This is a genomic window from Ruegeria sp. AL12 (assembly GCF_056540885.1).
Genome location: NZ_JBQFXN010000001.1, coordinates 78,023 through 95,280 on the forward strand (window position 1 = coordinate 78,023; position 17,258 = coordinate 95,280).

15 protein-coding genes and 1 tRNA gene are annotated in these 17,258 nt (G+C 53.2%); 7 read left to right on the top strand and 9 right to left on the bottom strand.

What is annotated here, in order from left to right; translation table 11 throughout:
- The first annotated feature begins 11 nt into the window (after positions 1-11).
- The 6 genes from infA to ACR0C6_RS00435 all read left to right on the top strand — a co-directional run bounded on the left by infA (position 12) and on the right by ACR0C6_RS00435 (position 3,412).
- Positions 12-230, top strand: coding sequence for a translation initiation factor IF-1 (gene infA, locus ACR0C6_RS00410; RefSeq protein ID WP_005978431.1), 219 nt, complete (start codon positions 12-14; stop codon positions 228-230).
- A gap of 11 nt (positions 231-241) precedes the next feature.
- Positions 242-820 carry a Maf family protein gene (locus tag ACR0C6_RS00415; RefSeq protein ID WP_480445929.1) on the top strand — a complete coding sequence of 193 codons (579 nt, stop codon included), beginning with the start codon at positions 242-244 and terminating at the stop codon, positions 818-820.
- Positions 817-1,839: a ribonuclease E/G gene (locus tag ACR0C6_RS00420; protein ID WP_480445927.1), complete on the top strand. Its 1,023-nt coding sequence runs from the start codon at positions 817-819 to the stop codon at positions 1,837-1,839. The genes ACR0C6_RS00415 and ACR0C6_RS00420 overlap by 4 nt, the downstream gene beginning before the upstream one ends.
- The gene (locus ACR0C6_RS00425; protein ID WP_152458850.1) at positions 1,836-2,018 is read left to right on the top strand and encodes a DNA gyrase inhibitor YacG; all 183 of its coding nucleotides are present in this window, start codon (positions 1,836-1,838) and stop codon (positions 2,016-2,018) included. Before ACR0C6_RS00420 ends, ACR0C6_RS00425 begins: the two co-directional genes overlap by 4 nt.
- Positions 2,019-2,097: 79 nt before the next feature.
- Positions 2,098-2,172, top strand: a tRNA-Phe gene (locus ACR0C6_RS00430).
- A 61-nt stretch (positions 2,173-2,233) separates the two neighbouring features.
- Positions 2,234-3,412 carry a DUF6538 domain-containing protein gene (locus ACR0C6_RS00435; RefSeq protein ID WP_480617879.1) on the top strand — a complete coding sequence of 393 codons (1,179 nt, stop codon included), beginning with the start codon at positions 2,234-2,236 and terminating at the stop codon, positions 3,410-3,412.
- 513 nt (positions 3,413-3,925) lie between these two features.
- On the opposite strand, the gene ACR0C6_RS00440 is transcribed toward ACR0C6_RS00435, so the two are convergent.
- The 6 genes from ACR0C6_RS00440 to ACR0C6_RS00465 form a co-directional block, all read right to left on the bottom strand.
- On the bottom strand, positions 3,926-4,759 hold the full coding sequence (locus ACR0C6_RS00440) for a protein NO VEIN domain-containing protein (RefSeq protein WP_480617880.1): 834 nt from the start codon (positions 4,757-4,759) through the stop codon (positions 3,926-3,928).
- A gap of 29 nt (positions 4,760-4,788) precedes the next feature.
- A complete protein-coding gene (locus ACR0C6_RS00445) occupies positions 4,789-6,687 on the bottom strand; it encodes an SNF2-related protein (protein ID WP_480617882.1) in 1,899 nt (632 codons plus the stop codon).
- Positions 6,688-6,689: 2 nt separating this feature from the next.
- Positions 6,690-8,036 (bottom strand): hypothetical protein, encoded by a 1,347-nt coding sequence (locus tag ACR0C6_RS00450; RefSeq protein WP_480617883.1) that lies wholly within the window; start codon positions 8,034-8,036, stop codon positions 6,690-6,692.
- A gap of 10 nt (positions 8,037-8,046) precedes the next feature.
- Positions 8,047-8,502, bottom strand: a complete 456-nt coding sequence (locus ACR0C6_RS00455; RefSeq protein WP_480617885.1) for a BglII/BstYI family type II restriction endonuclease — start codon at positions 8,500-8,502, stop codon at positions 8,047-8,049.
- A 2-nt stretch (positions 8,503-8,504) separates the two neighbouring features.
- A complete protein-coding gene (locus tag ACR0C6_RS00460) occupies positions 8,505-9,329 on the bottom strand; it encodes a DNA-methyltransferase (RefSeq protein ID WP_480617886.1) in 825 nt (274 codons plus the stop codon).
- 1,108 nt (positions 9,330-10,437) lie between these two features.
- The gene (locus ACR0C6_RS00465) at positions 10,438-11,013 is read right to left on the bottom strand and encodes a hypothetical protein (RefSeq protein WP_480617887.1); all 576 of its coding nucleotides are present in this window, start codon (positions 11,011-11,013) and stop codon (positions 10,438-10,440) included.
- Positions 11,014-11,560: 547 nt separating this feature from the next.
- On the opposite strand from ACR0C6_RS00465, the gene ACR0C6_RS00470 reads away from it, so the two are divergent.
- A complete protein-coding gene (locus ACR0C6_RS00470) occupies positions 11,561-11,695 on the top strand; it encodes a hypothetical protein (RefSeq protein ID WP_480617888.1) in 135 nt (44 codons plus the stop codon).
- A gap of 137 nt (positions 11,696-11,832) precedes the next feature.
- Here the strand turns inward: ACR0C6_RS00470 and ACR0C6_RS00475 are convergent, their stop codons facing one another.
- The 3 genes from ACR0C6_RS00475 to nirB are packed head-to-tail and all read right to left on the bottom strand — an operon-like array spanning position 11,833 to position 17,257.
- Positions 11,833-14,493 (bottom strand): molybdopterin-dependent oxidoreductase, encoded by a 2,661-nt coding sequence (locus ACR0C6_RS00475; RefSeq protein WP_480617889.1) that lies wholly within the window; start codon positions 14,491-14,493, stop codon positions 11,833-11,835.
- Complete coding sequence (gene nirD / locus ACR0C6_RS00480) at positions 14,493-14,825, bottom strand: nitrite reductase small subunit NirD (RefSeq protein WP_170713628.1); 333 nt, start codon at positions 14,823-14,825, stop codon at positions 14,493-14,495. Before nirD ends, ACR0C6_RS00475 begins: the two co-directional genes overlap by 1 nt.
- Positions 14,822-17,257, bottom strand: a complete 2,436-nt coding sequence (gene nirB, locus ACR0C6_RS00485; protein ID WP_480445883.1) for a nitrite reductase large subunit NirB — start codon at positions 17,255-17,257, stop codon at positions 14,822-14,824. The genes nirD and nirB overlap by 4 nt, the downstream gene beginning before the upstream one ends.
- Position 17,258: the final 1 nt, after the last annotated feature.

The window sequence follows — 17,258 nt, forward strand, 5'->3', positions numbered from 1 at the left end:
ATGGAGACAACATGGCCAAGGAAGATACGCTCGAATTTCCCGGTGTCGTGAAGGAACTCCTGCCTAATGCGACGTTTCGGGTCGAGCTGGAAAACGGCCATGAGATCATCGCACATACGGCAGGCAAGATGCGCAAGAACCGCATCCGTGTTCTGGCCGGCGACAAGGTTCAGGTCGAGATGACCCCATATGATCTGACCAAGGGTCGGATCAACTATCGCTTCAAGTAACGCCTGCCGCAATGGCGTTCATTCTCGGATCGGGCAGCCCAAGACGGCTGGACCTGCTGGCCCAGCTTGGCGTGCGGCCCGATGCCATTTGCCCTCCTGACATCGACGAAACGCCTTTGAAGGGCGAGCTTCCAGTTCCGTATTGCCACCGCATCACGCGCCAAAAAGTGCAGGCTGTTCAAGCGGATAGGGACGACGTTACCCTCTGTGCAGATACCACCGTGGCCTTGGGACGTCGGATTCTGGGAAAGCCCGAGGATGCGGGGCAGGCGGCGGAGTTTCTGCATTCCCTGTCTGGTCGCCGTCACCGCGTGATCACCTCGGTTGCGGTCCGGCGCGGAGACCGTGTACTACAGCGTGATGTCGTCTCACAGGTCAAGGTCAAACGTCTGTCGGATGTCGAGATCAACGCCTATCTGGCGACCGGAGACTGGCGCGGCAAGGCAGGTGCTTATGCGATTCAGGGCCCCGCAGGGGCTTTCATTCCATGGATTTCGGGGTCGTTTACCGGCATCGTCGGCCTGCCCCTGTCCGAGACCGCGGCCTTGCTGCAAGGCATCGGCTATCCACTGTATCGAGAGGCATCATGAAAGGTCGCACCATTGTTCTGGACCACATCCAAGGCCGCGAAGCGGCTGCGCTGATGGTCGACGGCAAGCTGGATGACTTCCTGATCGCCGCGGACGCCCCTGCGCCCGGCACCATCTACCGCGCCCGTGCTGACCGCCCGGTCAAGGGGCAGGGCGGAATGTTCCTGACCACGCCAGATGGCCCTGCGTTCTTGCGACAAGTCAAGGGCTTGGGTCCCGGCGCCCTGTTGTTGGTACAGGTCAGCGGGTTTGCCGAGCCCGGCAAAGCCATCCCGGTGAGCAATCGCATCCTTTTCAAAAGCCGCTATGCGATTGTCACGCCGGACGCTCCGGGCCTGAACATTTCGCGCAGTATCAAGGACGAGGACATACGTGATCAACTGCTTGAAATCGCCCATGAACAGATGGGTGACAGCGCCTATGGTCTGATCCTCCGCTCCTGTTGTGCAGGAGCAGATGCCGAGGATATCTCGGAAGATATTTCGGCCATGTTGGCGCAGGCCGAGCAGGTGATGAGTGACGACGGGTCCGAGCCGGAACTGCTCAGCGAAGGTGACAGCCCCCATATCCTTGCCTGGCGCGACTGGACCGACCCGGCCGAAGTCGTGACACAGGCGGGCGGGTTCGAAACCCACGGCGTTCTGGATGCGCTGGATACGGTGCGTGGAGCGTCCGAGCCTTTGCCGGGCGGGGGGCATCTTTTCATCGAACCCACACGCGCATTGGTCGCCGTGGATGTGAACACCGGAGCGGACACCTCGCTCGCGGCGGGCACCAAGGCCAATTTCGCCTGCGCCAAGATGCTGCCCCGTGCTTTGCGCGTACGTGGGCTGGCTGGTCAGATTACGCTGGACCTCGCGCCCATGCCAAAGAAGGATCGTCGCGGGTTTGAATCCGCTTTACGCGCCGCGTTCAGATCAGACCCAGACGAGACGATTCTTGCAGGCTGGACCCCGCTGGGCCACTTTGAGTTGCAGCGAAAGCGTGGTCGCGTTCCTGTGATGGAGGTCCTGAAATGAGCTGCCCGATTTGCGGTGCCGAGACCGAGCAGAAATTTCGTCCGTTTTGTTCCAGGCGGTGTGCGGACATTGATTTGGCCAAGTGGCTGAACGGGTCCTACTCGGTTCCGTCGCAGCGCGAAGAGGACCTTGAAGTTGAGGATGACACGCAGGACTTCACGCCAAAGCGACCACATTGAAAAAATGTGAAAAAGCCTCTGGACACCGCTGGTAGCAAGTCATAGAAGGCCCCCACCCAACGACGAACGTCGTTCCCGTGCCCGGGTAGCTCAGGGGTAGAGCAGTGGATTGAAAATCCTCGTGTCGGTGGTTCGATTCCGCCCCCGGGCACCACTTCCTCAGGTAAACCCTTGGTTTCACTCCAGCTTTTAACAGCAGGTTGGAGCCGTAGACCATGTCAGAGACCATTTCTCCCAAGTACACCTTCGTGAAAGAGGGTGTTTTTTACTTCAGTCGCCGCATCCCCAAGGAGCTTTGCCGCTACTACTCGTCTTCTCGGATCGCATTTTCTTTGCGTACTCACTCGGCAAACGTAGCGGCGACGAGAGCAAGAAGAGCGGCTGATCAACTGGATGAGTATTGGTTTCACCTGAGGTCGCAGGATACAGAACTGCCTGGAAAGCACATGTTGCGTCTTGGCGCATCCAACTCCGCCGTAACACCAGTTGTTCAGAACGAGACTTCTGCTGCCTCTGTACTGTTGTCTGAGGCAGTCGAGATTTATCTTACACAGAAGGGCCAAGGACGCCCCGTGACGTTTCACCGGGGCGCTCAGAGAGCGTGTGGCTACGTGATTGATGCCTGTGGCGACAAACACCTCGAAGTCTATACCAAAGCGGACGCGAACAAGTTCCGCGACGCACTCATCGCGCGTGGTCTCGCCGGTAGCAGCCTCACAAGGATTTTCGGTACAGTCAGAGCCGTAACCAACTTCGCAGCGAGTGAGCAGGGGCTTTCGCTGCACAACCCTTTCTCAGGAGTTTACTACGACCGCTCCGCTGGAGTCGCTGGACGCAACCCATTGCCTAGAGAAGCGATAGTGACCGTTCAGGCGAAATACAGGGAACTTGATGACGACTTGCGTTGGTTGGTGGCTTTGGTTTCAGACACAGGCATGCGGCTTGCAGAAGCTGCTGGGCTGGGAAAAGAAGACTTCATTTGTGCGGACGATGGTTCTCTCTCAGTTCGCGTTCGCCACCATCCATGGCGTCGTTTGAAGACGCAGGACAGTGAGCGTGATGTACCACTTGAAGGAAACGCTAGATGGGCAGCGCAGCGCATACTCAAAGAAGCCGGCTCGTCTCGGTTCGCATTCCCAAGATACAACAGGTCCGATACCACCAATGCCAATGCGGCTAGTGCCGCCTTGAACAAGTGGATGAGGGAACTTGTCCCAGCGGGATACACCATGCACGGTTTCAGGCACTCAATGCGGGATCGTCTAAGAGCCGTAGAGTGTCCGGCAGACGTGGTCGATCAGATCGGAGGCTGGCGTACAGATGGTGTAGGCCATTCCTACGGGACAGGTTACCCGCTTGAGGTTCTCAGAAAGTGGATGAAACAGGTAACCTGAGCTGACATGGTCTACGGCTCCAACCTGCTGTTAAAAGCTGGAGTGAAACCAAGGGTTTACCTGAGGAAGTGGTGCCCGGGGGCGGTGTTCTATTCCCGTTACAGGCACTTCTTCAGCCGGTCTCTCCAGCAAAACAAGGGGTATGCGACGGGCTGTGTCGCTGTCAACAGGCACCATATGGTCTACGGAATGGTCTACGGCTGCTGTGAACGTCCCTCAGTGACTCCCTGAGGCCCCGTTCGATTCCCGGGGGCGTACCCACATCGACTGCCGGTAGGCCACTGTGTGAGTCCCTGCAGGCCTCTCCGCGCCCCCTCTGTGTTCATCTTAGAATTGGCTGGTTGGTCACCCTGGGAGGGGGAGCAGACTAAGGCCACGACTTGTAAAAGGCGCAGAGATTTTTTTGCCGGGATAATCCGGTGTTTCTGATCGACACCGCAATACATGTACTTGGGTACTCACGTAGATTGGCAGAAAAAGCGACGATCTCTAGTCGATGCGGTCAACATCTGCCTAAAATTCTTGGATCGAATATTTCAAACAGATTTCTTCTTCTTTCAGTAAGTCAAAACTTATTTCGCATTTTTCCCACTTTATTCCATCCGCTTCAGGAAACGGAATTAAGGAAAGCAAACTCCTTGAGTGGTAATAGCAAACTTCTTTTTTGATTACGCTGACAACTACCAGCTGCCATTCCGCACCCAAAATCTTAGCCATCCTGGCCTCGCGCCAAGTCAAAAAAAATGTTCGATCGTTAGTTGTCGTCTTAACCTCTAGATAAATTTTGGAATGAGTTCCCGATCCGTCTCGAAATGATGTGATATCCCAACCTTTGAAGTTGTCCTCAAACGAAACTAGTTCAGGAGTGGGGTTCCCCACTAAGTTACGACAAAGCTTCTTTTCATTCTGAAATACGAGTAGTTCACCTTTTCGACCCAGCTTACTCTTATCTAGGTCTGGTTGATCAAATGATCGCTGTTGGGCCAAGTCTGAGATGCTACACCACCAACTGTCTACGAAACCACCAGGTTCATAGCTACCGAGTAGTTGAGCATGTCGAAAAATGTCGTGAAGATCGCGATCGAAATTCAATACAGAGTTCAGTACTACCTCTCTGCCATAATGGGCGGAGCGAAATACCGGCGGATCAGTTACTTCTATCCAACGGTAGACGATCTCTCTGCAAAATTGGGCATAACTATCAAGAAAGCCAGTGCTGTTGTGCCGTGGATACAGCTCCAGCAAGGGGACTAATTTATTAGATAAGTGAGGCTTACTTTCGCGAATAAAGCTGACAGTATCCTCACCGTCAGGCTTTCGATTAAGCTCTGCGTACAGGATGCTCAAATCGGAGTTCGTTAAGGAGTGAACTTGCATTAGTCCAAGTCCCTATCCTCGAACTCAAGATGCGATTTTCGTAAAAGCTGTAAAGTGGCGTAGAGATCAGCTTTGTCAGCAAACGTAGCTGCATCATCTTCGTCATCGGTATCGGAGGACGCCTCATACTCGAACTCGACAACATCCTGAATTTCCTGGTCATTCAACAATTCGTTCATCGCCGATATCTTCTCGTGCATTCTCCGTGCGACGGCTAGATCAATACTCGGAACCTCCGGGGAGACCGTGCTTTGAAGGATGGTGACATTTGTTTTTTGATCGTCATCGATGCCGAGTCTGTGAATTCTGTCGATTGATTGAAGGTAATGCGCCGCATTGAATGTGCGATCCAGGTAGATTGCATCATGGCAAACCTTGTGAAGCGACATTCCCTCGGAACAAGCCGCGGGGTTCGCAATCAAAACATTGTGGTCGTCGCCGTGAAATAGCCAACGGTTATATTCTCTGGTGTTTGGCGTTTCTTGGTCTCCCACGGGTATTCCACCGTTCATCGGTAGTGGGTTCAAATGTGATAGGCGGCTTTCAAGTATCTCTCCGTTTGAGCGGAAGGCGGTCCAGACTAAGGCTTTCTTACCCGACGCAATTAAGTTCTCGACTTCGTCTACACATCGGTCAATTTTTGCGGAGTGCCCCTCGGCGGCTGCTCGCTTTAGAAGTTCGAGCATACCAACGTTGTTGCTTAATCGTGCTTCAAACTCGAGCCTTCGAATTGCCACGAGGGGGTTTGTCATCAAGACCAAAAGCGTGAATACAGACTTTCTCAGTCTTTGAACCGACGCATTGTCTTCATAGTCAAAGTTCATTCTCTGACTTACCAAATCATCTTTTACCATCGCATAAAGTAGCGCTTGATTTGTGCTCATCGGAACGCGCACAAACGACTTATCCGCCGGAGGAAGCTTTAGGTCTGCTTTTGTGGTTCGTACGTAGTAGTCACCAATTGTTCTTTGGATATCTTCACCGAAAGTTATTCCGTTCGTGATCTTTGGGTCATTCCATAGGAACTCAAACTGGCTTATGAAGTCGGATTTCGATTGCGGTGCGGGCGTTCCAGAAAGAATGTCTTTCCGTCCATCGACGTCACTTAGATCGAGAATAACCCTGCCACGGGTGCTGTTGCGGCCCGCCTTTATGCGATGGCTTTCGTCTACGACAAAATGCGTTGGCCTGCTGTGTAAGAACTCAGCGAAGTCGTTTCGATTGTTGACGAGATGTTCATAGTTTGTGATTACCCGACGATGGTTGGCCAACAGAAGGCGTAGAGCGTTTCCTCTCAAACCATTAGCGGTGACAAACTTTTGCGAAAGCCAGCCCGTCGAGGTCTCGTCTAGGCATTCCCCAACCACATCCCTCCAAGCGCCGAAGGCACTAGGTGGACAAACGACCAGAAAGTTCCAATCAGGGCCAGCTGAAAGACTGTGAATTGCAAAGGTAACGGTGGTCTTTCCGGCGCCAGGAACAGAAAAATTCGCGCCGTGCGGTAAGGACATCAGTTTGACCGCGTCGCGAAGCTGTGGATCGCGCAACTCGCGCTTCCACCCTAGATGAAGTAGTCTCTTTTCGATGTCTTCTTTGCTCAGGGTTTGCGCGGCTTGATCCCGGCGCTTGCGCTTGGCCAGGTAGGATTTAATTTTTTCTCGCGCCAGAGCGTCGGGAAGAATTTCTATCCCGTTGGTGGATAAAGATCGAATACTTGGCAAAATGCGCAAGAAACTCGGCCATGGTAGTTCCAAAGAAAAACCTTCAGAAAAAACACATTCATCCATTGCCGAGAACACAGATCTAACCCACGGCCAATCGCTCTCGCTACCAGTAAACTCTACTCCCGCGAAATTGCCGAGTTTCTTTCGAACAAACTTAATCGAAAGGGCAGTCATTTTCAGTCTTCTGGGTCCAAATGAGCTTCAGCGCCTTCGATCAAAACGAAAAGCTTCTCACAAAGAGCTTCAGCTTGCGCTTTTAACTCCTTGGCGTGTTCTGGCGACACATCATCCGCACCAAATGGGTGTAAGTCTCCAAGTGTTTTCCGAATGACCTTGAGCGGTTTTTCTTTCAATGCACCCTTTTGTTTCGCGGACAACATATCTTGGGCTGCGTTCTTGACTGGTTCGAACACTTGTTCGGAGTTTTCCGGTGAACCAAGGTAGTTCACTGCCGAGAAGCGGAGACTATCTCCTCGTTCATCTTCTAAGTCCGCAAAAAGGTCGTCTTCGGACGGGGCGGACTGGGCTTCCACTTTGTAGTCCTCAGGAAGCTCAAACTCTTTTCTTTTTTCAAGAGCAAGCCAAAAGTTCTGGACGTTTTCGGTTTTTCCCAAAGGTTGAATAAAACTGTAAAGGCGCTCGCCGAGTGTAGGTGCCTGTTTAATGAGGACGTGCGCAATTGCGCGAACTTCTGCCTTACCCTGATCATCCTTGGATGATTTCACAGCTTGGGCAAGGTTCTTGAATGCAGTTTCAGATTTTTCGAGCAACTCATAATCGCCGGGCCTTTGCACATAGTGAGCTAGATAGATATCGGCCTCGGTCAAGGAATCTAGACTATTCCTGACTTTCGGTGCAGTGACTCCATGGCCAACGCGTTTGGCGATCTCATCGGCCGAAATTCCTTCGTCTTCAAAGCTCCGATAAGTTAGGCCATCGTTGATCCAAGTGTACTTAAGCTTGGTTTCAGGTGCCATTTGCACAGCTACCTCAAGGAACCGGACATCTAGGTCCGTCACCTCTGGGGGAAGAACCGCACAAAGCGCGTATTGATAGTCTGAGAATTGCTCTGCGTTTAGCTCAACCAGCTCGCGCATCGTTGCAAGACGACGGTTTCCATCTACAACAGTTCCATCGGAAGTAATGAGGAGTTCGCTCGTCTGAACTTTTGAGGTGCTCAATGCGCTAAGTATTGAAATTCCCTCTGAACCTGCCCGGCGTTGGGCGAGCTCCCACAAGAAAAGGTGCTGCTGGTATTGCCTTGTTTGATCCTCTTCGTGGTCCGTAAACCAAGAACGGTCTTCACCAAAATGGGAAGCAAATGCCGCTTGCTGCGAGCGTGTCCGTCCATTGTCCAGTCGATACATCAGATCAGCCGTAGCCAACCTCTTTATGGGAAGAGGTTTTGTTATTGAAAATGCTGGAAATATCTTTTCGGATATGGCCGGTTGCTCAGAGATGTTTCCACGCCGAACATTTTTGGAGTTGTAGGCTATAGTTTCTAGTTTTGGTTCTTCCACCATCACGATGCCTTTAGTCGTTTATGCCTAAGATCAATAGAGGCATTGCATGTGCTCTCGTAAGAAAATCAGCTTCTCGCGAGACGCGCTCAAAAAAAGTCTTGTTTCCGCTCCCGTTGATCTCATGCATGGGCGCAATGAAGATAGCAACGTCTACCGAACCAGTGCCGTAAAGACCGCTAAGCTTTAGGATATCGTAAGCTGCTCTTGCGATGTTACCTGTTTGAAATGCTATTGCCGTGCGTTCTTTAACTGCCGAAAGCGTTATTTTCAGTTGCTGATCCAGGATACAATTTGTCGCCCAACCTCGGCAAGCAAGGGCGGCCAAGAAGTTCTTTTTCGGTTCAACCCAACCAGCCTTACTCACACGGTGTATTTCGCCAATGGCCTCCTCTATTTCGGATAGCGAAGCTAGGTTCTTTGCAATTTCAGTGGCTCCACGAATGTCGTGCCTTTCTTGAATGCGCATGGTTAGCTTCTTTGACTTGGCGGAACATAGGTTTCTTGGTTCATCGCGCGAAGTTTCAGTTGCCCTTTTTCAAGTTGTCGCAGCCTTTTGCGGGCGATTTTCGCGTACTTGGGACTAGTGTCGCATCCGATACCACGACGACCGTTCTTTACGGCAGCTATTACAGAACTACCGGTACCAACAAACGGATCGAACACCAGACCTCCGGGTTCGGTCAAAGCAAGAACCAGACGCTCGATCATCCCGACAGGGAACTGGCAGGGGTGGTCAGTCTTTTCTACATGGTTAGATTTAACATTAGGGATGTCCCATACATCACCTGGGTTCATGCCCTTCGGATTGCCGGAGAATTCACCTTTTCGTTCACCTTTGAAGTGTTTCTTGTTTGGGTATCTGGACGGAACGCGAACTTCGTCAAGATTGAATGGATAATCGTCGCCGTTCGTAAACCAGAGGATCACTTCGTGGCGTCCCGAAAAGCGTGTCGTTTCGTTGAGGCCATGCCGGAAATGCCAGACAATCCTGTTTCTGAAGACTAGGTCCGGGCAGTGGTCCTGAATTAGATCGAAAAAATAGTAATCAAGCGGTCGAAATCTTCGGCGTTTGCCGGATGCAGAAGCAGTTGGCTTCTCGACAAACGTCCCAACTTGCCAACACAGTGAGCCACCGTGCGCTAGGACACGGCCACATTCCTCAAGCACCTTTGCTTGCCAAACAAGGTACTCTTCAAAGCTCATCTCATCTTGGTGTTTGTCGTAGGGTTTTCCTACATTGTAAGGAGGCGAGGTAACTACAAGATCGACCGAATTGTCTTTCAGCTTTTTCATGTACTTAAGGTTGTCGGTGCACTTGATATCCCATTCGAACTCCAACGTTTTATCACTCTCCCTACAATCGAACGGTGACATTTCTTTCTGTACGCCTCTGCTTACTCCTTGGGCAGCCAACCTACTCAACCTGAAGTATCTTACAAGGCGGAAGTCGCAAAACAGCGGTAATAACCGACGCCACTAGAAATTCAGCCTTTTGAGATAGGCTGGAAAATGTAGTCGGCAATTCTCAAAAAAGGTAGGATCAGTGACGCGCTAGAGAATACCGCAATTCAATCCAGATGGCTGTGGGCAATGCCCTCATCATATTGAAAAGGGCTCTTCACTTAAGCAGCGACGGCGTCACCAATCGAAACACCCCAGTTTGTCGTGACAAACCTTGAGGCCTCTTGAGGTATCGTCGGATATGCTCTGGATCCTCGGTAGTTGTAGACCTTACTCCCTTCCTTGGCCTTCAGGAGATACAAGTTGGTCAGAATTTCTTTGACACTTTTGTCGCCATTTCGCGCTCGGTCGATCAAACCTTCAAGGTAGTCCGGGCGGTCTGCGGGAGGCATCCCATAGTATGTTTTGCACAGGATCATGTGGAGGTTGAACAATTCGTCCTCTCGACGGCGTTTTGTCGGCGAAGTCCTACGGTTCTCTGGAACGCCTCCTCGTGACGCAGCTTTGCGACAAGTTGAGTTGCAGAACTTTGATGATGAGCGTTGCGCATAGAAATACGCCCCGCACTGTTGGCAGGTTTTGGATATCATTAAGTGTCCTTTGGGAGTTAGCGTGACGCCACTATAGAGAGAGGACCTGAGGGTTAAGACGCAGGCCTTTTCACGACGTCACTAATGATTATGGAGTGCATCTGGGTGTAATGATCAGGCAATTACCTGATGTTCAGACCAGATGTGGTAGACCAAAGATGAGGTTGTAGGAGGTGGACCTACGACCAAATATAACAATTCAACATAGCGAAATTTCATGATCGAAAGACACTCTGAGAGGTGTGTTTCAGGTGTTATTCGATGTGGAAGACTAGTGTGTCTTTGTTCGACGATGTTACGACGACCACCTTCTTTATTGTTGCTCAATGGGTATCTGCCATCTTCGTTTGCTACTTTTGACTAGTTGGTTTTGCAGGATTGCGTTTTAGCAATATCCGCTTACGCTTGGTCTCGATCTTTGGGTAAGGTCTACTCTTGTTCGGACCTAGCTTGGTCTTGGAGGGCTTTTTCGTCACTGGCGCTTCATCAGTCTTAGAAGCTGGTCGGCAACCTTCGAGCTTCTGTCTTTTGTCCTCACCGTCGTCGTTGATACCATGACAAGTGATCACGTTTTTCTTTGCCGCTTTCTGGTCTGCGTAACGCTTCTTAGCTGTTCTTCTTCTTTTTTGGTCTCTTTCTTTTCGGTCTTGCCACTTAGCTTCTATGAGAACTCTGAGTTCATCATCGGAGAGATGTCGAAGATGATCCTGATTGCGATGCCAACGTAGAGAGTGTTGCATTCGCTCTTCGTATCTAACCGATGCGTCAACGGCTTCAGTTTTGCGCTTATTGTGCGCGAGAACTCGACAGCTGTCGGAGCAGTATTGGGAGGTCTTTCTGTAAGGCGTGTATCGCCGTTTGCAGTGCTTGCAGCTCTTACGTGCCTTTGGCTTCGCTGTTTTGGTTCTGGTTTCGTCAGCGGTCATCTCATCAGTCTCATGTCGGGTGAAAAGCCTAGCGTTTTGTTGTATTCATGGGTGGGGTGAAATTGAATTATCTTTTGTTTCAGATGTTTGAGAGAGTTGCGAAATTAACGCTAAGAGAGGCCCAGCAGCTGTCTCTCAGGCATTCCGCGAGATGCAACGTGGTCTCTACTCAGACTGACCCTGTAGCACCCACTGTATTTCCCGGCAAAAAAATCTCTGCGCCTTTTACAAGTCGTGGCCTTAGTCTGCTCCCCCTCCCAGGGTGACCAACCAGCCAATTCTAAGATGAACACAGAGGGGGCGCGGAGAGGCCTGCAGGGACTCACACAGTGGCCTACCGGCAGTCGATGTGGGTACGCCCCCGGCACCACTTCCTCAGGTAAACCCTTGGTTTAAATCGAGCTTCAAACGGCAGGGTGGAGCCGTGGACCATGTCAGAGATCCTTTCACCCAAGTACAAATTCGTAAAAGATGGTGTGTTTTACTATAGTGCCGCGTTCCCAAAGAGTATTGCCGCTACTATTCGTCTTCTCGAATTGCATTTTCTTTGCGTACTCATTTGGCGAACATCGTGGCGGCGAAGGCAAGAAAGGCTGCTGATCAACTGGATGAGTATTGGTTTCATCTGAGGTCGCAGGACACGAAATTGCTCAGTAAGCATATATTGGCGCTTGGAGCGTAGGACGACGCCATCCTTCCACCGAATTGCCCGAACCGGTGAATCACGTTCAACCAGGTTTTGGGTATCGAGTGAGTAGAAACCGCTCCTACCTTGATAACCTACCAAAACAGACTGTCGTCCAGCTCCAAAACCCGGGTCTATCCTAACTGTTCTTGCGAGAAACTCTTCGGTGTATTGCGTTTCAACTTCGAATGCTCCGCGACCAATTCAGCCAACTCTGGCCGGCATGAACCGCAGTTTGTTCCAGCTTGAAGGGCATCTCCGATATTGTTCACATCAATCAAACGTTTGTCGCGAATGGCGTCGATGATGGTTTTTAGTCCGACCCCAAAACACGAACAGATAATTGGTCCACAATCTTCAGAAGCAGCAGATGACCGGCCAGACAGTATCTGGATGAGCGAAACCTCAGGCAAACTTGCCAAATAGTCTCGCATCAGAGTGATAGGTTGGCGGGAGACGAAAAGCGCTGCCAAGAGGCGCTGTCCGTCTGACAGCGCGATCCTATGCGAGCCGCGCTTGGGGTCTTCGATTGAAGTCACCATGGCATCAGGTAGTCCAAACCACTCGCGGGCTTTGTGTTCCCAATCGTCGATGTCCTGCTTACCTGCCAACTCCATCCTGTAGCCTTTGTCCGTTTTGCTCATTGCCCAGTATTCTGCCGTAGGCAAGGCCGCATCGACGGAAATGGCGAAGCCGTACCAGGAAGCATTCAGACGCCGCACAGAAACAGCCGTCGCCTTGCTTTCAGGCTGTCCAGATATCGGGTCAGTCACACTTGGAACAAGCACATCCACACGGGCTGAAGGTGCCGTTTCACCCGTCCAGTGAATTGGTGCGAACACTTGCCCGGGCGCGACAGCTTCCGAGATTCGAAGGCGAAAGACACCGCTTCCAACTGAGCTGTCGAGTTGTACCAAATCTGCGGCGCTAAGGCCCAACCGATCAACGTCCGTTGGATTCATGTCAACATAAGGTTCGGAAAGGTGGGCTGATAAACGAGGCGACAAACCTGACCGTGTCATGGTATGCCACTGATCCCGGTTTCGCCCTGTGTTTAAAAGAAACGGGAATTGTGCACAGGTTTTCACTTTGGGCGGCTTGTGAGAAACCGGAACAATACGCGCTTTGCCATCAGGATGAAAAAACTGTCCATCGCCAAAGAACCGCTTGTCGGTCGCACCAAGTGTCGTTGGCCATTGTGTGGGGCTCAGCGAATCATAGTCTTCATCCCCAATGTCGGACAACTCGGTAATATCGAAGTCCTTGCCAAAAGACGCCGCAAGTGAGGTCATGCTCGCGTATTCTCTGAAAATCTGCGCCGGAGAGTCGTAGTTAAATGCCTCTTCCCAACCCATCCTACGGCCGACCTCGGCCAAGATATCCCAGTCCGAGCGGGCTTGCCCCGGAGGCCTCAAAACGGCACGTTGTCTGCTTATCGTGCGATCTGAATTGGTTACAGTCCCCGATTTTTCTGCCCATCCCGCCGCTGGCAGCAGCACGTCTGCGATACGCGCGGTATCTGTCCGCGCGGTAAGGTCGCTGACAACTGTAAATGGGCAGTTTTCGATAGCTGCGCTCACTCTGTCCGCGTCCGGCATGGTAGCCGCAGGGTTGGTGTGGATGATCCAGAGCGCCTTGATCTGACCGTCTTCGATGGATCGGAACAGATCGACAGCTTTCAATCCTTGCCTCCGAGGGATGTTGGGCGAATTCCAAAAGTGTTTCACCGCCTGACGATGGTCCTCGTTTTCTATGTCCAGATGGCAAGCGAGCGTATTGGCCAGACCACCCACCTCTCGACCGCCCATGGCGTTAGGCTGACCTGTGACCGAGAACGGCCCCATCCCTTCGCGACCAATTCGACCGGTGGCCAGATGGCAATTCAAGATCGCATTGACCTTGTCGGTACCGCTGGAAGACTGGTTTACACCCTGACTAAAGACCGTAACGACCCGCTCAGTACCGATCCACAAATCGCAAAACGCCTCAATCTCAGATGGGCTGAGCCCCGTCTCGTCAGGATCGTCAAGCTGCGCCAGTTCGAGGGCTTCAGAGAACCCATTGCTTCGTTCCAGGAATTCGGCGGATACATGGCCGGTGTGGTGAATTCTGCAAAGCAATCGGTTGAAAAGCGCTACATCGCTGCCTGGCTGAAGCGCCAGATGAAGGTCCGCCTGATCACAACTCGCTGTGCGGCGTGGGTCAATGACCACGATCTTCGTGCCACGCGCCTGACGCGCCGCCATGACCCGCTGATAGAGAACGGGATGACACCAGGCAAGGTTTGAACCAACCAGCACAACCAAGTCAGCGTGATCCAGATCTTCATAAGTTCCGGGCACTGTATCGGTTCCGAAGGCGCGTTTATGCCCGGCTACAGTTGACGCCATACACAACCGCGAATTGGTGTCGATATTGGCTGAGCCGATGAAGCCTTTCATCAACTTGTTGGCAACATAGTAGTCTTCGGTCAGCAATTGGCCCGAGACGTAAAAAGCTACGCTGTCCGGTCCGAACTCTCTGATCGTGGTCGAAAAGCGATCGGCAACCAATTGCAGTGCTTTATCCCAACTGGTGTCCTGGCCGAACGCGCGTGGGGTCAACAACCGGTGGTCTAGACCCACGGTTTCGTCCAAAGCCAACCCTTTCGAGCATAGACGCCCGTAATTCGCCGGGTGGTCCGGGTCGCCTCGCACTGTCAGACCACCGGCACCATCGGGGCGCAAAAGAACACCGCAGCCGACGCCGCAATAGGCACATGTTGACCGGACCTCTGGCAGGCTAGTTCCGTCCATCAGGCCGCACTCCGCCGGGTGACGGCGCTGTCGTCAAGCAGGATGCGCCCATCTTCCAAACGTACGGGGTAGGTGGTGATGCGACCATCATCTGCGCCCTGAGCCTCGCCCGTATTCAAGTCGAAAACCCAGTTGTGCAGGGGGCAGGTGACCGACTGGCCGTGGACGATGCCTTCAGACAAAGGGCCACCCTTATGGGGGCAGCTATTGGTTGCGGCGTACACTTCAGCCTCAGCAGTACGGAATACGGCGATGCAGCCGATATGGGTTTTCACCAACCGCGCCCCGCGCAAGGGAACCTCGTCGATATGTCCGATGTCGATCCAGCTCATTCCGCTGCCTCCAGTGTGAAATCTGCAATCGGCGCGTAGGTCTGCGCTTTTTCTTTGACGTGTTCGGCCCACGGGTCTTTACGGTAAATGCTTTGCGACAACTCGAACCTGGCGACCAAGCCGGTGCGGTTTTCAAGGTCGTCCACGACCTGAGCTTTGACCCAGTCCATGCCGACCTTACCCAGCCATTTATACAATCGATCCAGATATTTGCCGCCTTCGCGATAGGCTTGCGTGACGGCCATCACCACCTCAATCGCTTCGCCCTCGGTCTGGACCTGACACAGCAATTCGGTCTCTTTCACGTCCATACCGGCGGCCCCTCCGATACTGATCTGATAGCCTGAGTCCACGCAGACAACGCCGATATCCTTGCAAGTCGCCTCAGCGCAGTTGCGAGGACAGCCCGACACGGCCAGCTTCAGCTTATGCGGAGTCCAAGACCCCCACAGGATTTTCTCAAGCTTGATGCCGAGGCCGGTGCTGTCCTGCGTGCCGAACCGGCAATGATCGGTTCCGACGCAGGTTTTGACCGTCCGCAGGCCCTTGGAATAGGCGTGACCCGAGACCAGACCGGCCCTGTTCAGATCCGACCAGATCGCAGGCAGGTCTTCACCCTTCACGCCCAGCAGATCGATGCGTTGGCCGCCGGTGACTTTTACGGTTGGCACGTCGTACTTGTCGGCGGCGTCGGCAATGGCACGCAGTTCTTCGGGTGTGGTGATCCCGCCCCACATGCGCGGCACGACGCTGAACGTACCGTCTTTCTGGATATTCGCGTGTTTGCGTTCGTTAACGAAGCGGCTTTGTGGATCATCCTGATATTCCAGTGGCCAATCCGCCAGAAGGTAATAGTTGATCGCCGGGCGGCAGACATGACAGCCGTTGGGCGTATTCCAGCCGAGTTCCTGCCAGACTGCGGCCTGGCTTTTCAGTTCCTGCCCTTTGATCAGACGGCGTACATCTTCATGCGTCAGGTCGGTGCAACCACAGATCGGTTGTGCCGCTGGCATCTGGAACGCATCGCCTAAAGTGACCTGCAGGACCTGTTCGACCAGACCCGAACATGTTCCGCAGGAAGCGCTGGCCTTGGTACTTGCCCGCACCGCGCCCAGATCGCCGGCCCCTGAATGGATCGCCTCGACAATGTCGCCTTTGCATATGCCGTTGCAGCCGCAAATCTCCGCCTCAGGCGGCAATGCTGCAACGGCTGAGAGAGGGTCCGCGGTGTCGCCCCCCTGGTAGGCCGGGCCGAAGATCAGCGTCTCACGCATGTCTTCGATGCTGGTGCCATCCTTGATCAGGCCGAAAAACCAGCCGCTGTCGGCCGTGTCACCGTACATGACAGCGCCGATCAGACGGTCCTGTTCGATCACAAGACGCTTGTAGACGCCCCGCGATGGGTCGCGGAACACGATATCCTCACGCCCCGGTCCATCTGCGAAATCGCCAGCGCTGAACAGATCGCAGCCGGTGACTTTCAACTTCGTTGAAAGAGTTTTTTGCTCAAACGCGGCCTCTTTATCCAATAAGGCATGCGCCGCCACTTTCGCTTGATCGTAGAGCGGCGCGACAAGACCAAAGACCTCTCCGTTATGCTCGACGCACTCACCCACAGCGTAAATATCCGGATCCGAGGTCAACATTTGGTCGTCCACATGAATGCCACGCCCGGTGGCCAGACCGGCCTCCTGCGCCAGCGCTGTATTGGGACGGATGCCAACGGCCATGACCAGCAGATCACAGGGCAGCTCGGTCCCGTCGTCCAGCAAAAGTGCGCGGACCTTGCCATCTTGCCCAAGGATTTCCTTGGAGTTCGCCTGTAGGCAGATTTTGATTCCTTTGTCTTCCAGCGACTTCTTCAGCAGGTAGCCTGCGGCTTCATCCAACTGACGCTCCATCAGGTGGCCCATGATGTGGACCACGGTGACGTCAACGCCGTGCGCGGCCATGCCCGCCGCAGCTTCAAGCCCCAGCAAGCCGCCGCCGATCACGACGACCTTGTTGTCGGGGCCCATGTCCATCATCTGCTGGGTGTCTTCCAGGTCGCGATAGGCGATGACACCGTCCAGATCATGACCGGGCAGGGGGATGATGAACGGGTTCGACCCAGTCGCGATCACCAGCTTGTCGTAGGGAAGGTGTCCGTGCTCGCCCTCGACAACTTTCATCTCGCGGTCGATCTTTGCAGCTTTCTCACCGAACCGGCAAGCAATCCCCCGCTCGGCGTACCAGGCGTCATCATGTGTGACGATCTCTTCATAAGTCTTCTCACCCGACAGAACCGGGCTCAGCATGATGCGGTTGTAGTTCCCGCGGGGCTCGGCGTTGAACAGGGTGATGTCGAACGCATCCGGCGCGGCGTCAGTCAGGTGTTCCAGCACCCGACCCGAGGCCATGCCTGCGCCGATGACAACAAGTCTTTGTTTCATG

Excerpts from the sequence above, each read along its gene's own strand:
- infA (WP_005978431.1), top strand. The coding sequence starts at position 12 with ATGGCCAAGGAAGATACGCTCGAATTTCCCGGTGTCGTGAAGGAACTC.
- ACR0C6_RS00415 (WP_480445929.1), top strand. The coding sequence starts at position 242 with ATGGCGTTCATTCTCGGATCGGGCAGCCCAAGACGGCTGGACCTGCTG.
- ACR0C6_RS00420 (WP_480445927.1), top strand. The coding sequence starts at position 817 with ATGAAAGGTCGCACCATTGTTCTGGACCACATCCAAGGCCGCGAAGCG.
- ACR0C6_RS00425 (WP_152458850.1), top strand. The coding sequence starts at position 1,836 with ATGAGCTGCCCGATTTGCGGTGCCGAGACCGAGCAGAAATTTCGTCCG.
- ACR0C6_RS00435 (WP_480617879.1), top strand. The coding sequence starts at position 2,234 with ATGTCAGAGACCATTTCTCCCAAGTACACCTTCGTGAAAGAGGGTGTT.
- ACR0C6_RS00445 (WP_480617882.1), bottom strand. The coding sequence starts at position 6,687 with ATGACTGCCCTTTCGATTAAGTTTGTTCGAAAGAAACTCGGCAATTTC.
- ACR0C6_RS00450 (WP_480617883.1), bottom strand. The coding sequence starts at position 8,036 with ATGGTGGAAGAACCAAAACTAGAAACTATAGCCTACAACTCCAAAAAT.
- ACR0C6_RS00455 (WP_480617885.1), bottom strand. The coding sequence starts at position 8,502 with ATGCGCATTCAAGAAAGGCACGACATTCGTGGAGCCACTGAAATTGCA.
- ACR0C6_RS00460 (WP_480617886.1), bottom strand. The coding sequence starts at position 9,329 with ATGAAAAAGCTGAAAGACAATTCGGTCGATCTTGTAGTTACCTCGCCT.
- ACR0C6_RS00465 (WP_480617887.1), bottom strand. The coding sequence starts at position 11,013 with ATGACCGCTGACGAAACCAGAACCAAAACAGCGAAGCCAAAGGCACGT.
- ACR0C6_RS00475 (WP_480617889.1), bottom strand. The coding sequence starts at position 14,493 with ATGGACGGAACTAGCCTGCCAGAGGTCCGGTCAACATGTGCCTATTGC.
- nirD (WP_170713628.1), bottom strand. The coding sequence starts at position 14,825 with ATGAGCTGGATCGACATCGGACATATCGACGAGGTTCCCTTGCGCGGG.
- nirB (WP_480445883.1), bottom strand. The coding sequence starts at position 17,257 with ATGAAACAAAGACTTGTTGTCATCGGCGCAGGCATGGCCTCGGGTCGG.